Source organism: Halomonas sp. ND22Bw, from assembly GCF_003011945.1.
Taxonomy (GTDB): Bacteria; Pseudomonadota; Gammaproteobacteria; order Pseudomonadales; family Halomonadaceae; genus Halomonas; species Halomonas halophila.
Window position 1 is genome coordinate 1 of record NZ_PXWD01001327.1, and the last position, 254, is coordinate 254.

Here is a 254-nt window from a genome sequence, read left to right on the forward strand (position 1 = left end):
GATAGACCTCGGCATCCGGCGCATTCCCTTCGACCACACCCAGCCATTCGATGGTGTTGCGGATCGACTCGTCACCGCGCGTCTTGGCCCTACGCTCCACATTCATCCGCAGTTCGGCGGCTTCCTGTTCGAGAACCGTCAGTTCATCACGACGACTGGCCAGACGTTCAGCCACGCCCGGCACTCTCTCTTCAAGCTGGTCGAGCAGCGTTTCCATCCGACGCTTCACGTCGTCTATCTGGGCCAGTTTCACG

General features: G+C 60.2%; 1 protein-coding gene. It reads right to left on the minus strand.

The genetic code is table 11. The annotated features are described in order from the left end of the window. Positions 1-217 (minus strand): hypothetical protein (locus CVH10_RS25500; protein WP_146143298.1); only part of this gene is annotated, 217 nt, incomplete at its 3' end. Positions 218-254 lie beyond the last annotated feature (37 nt).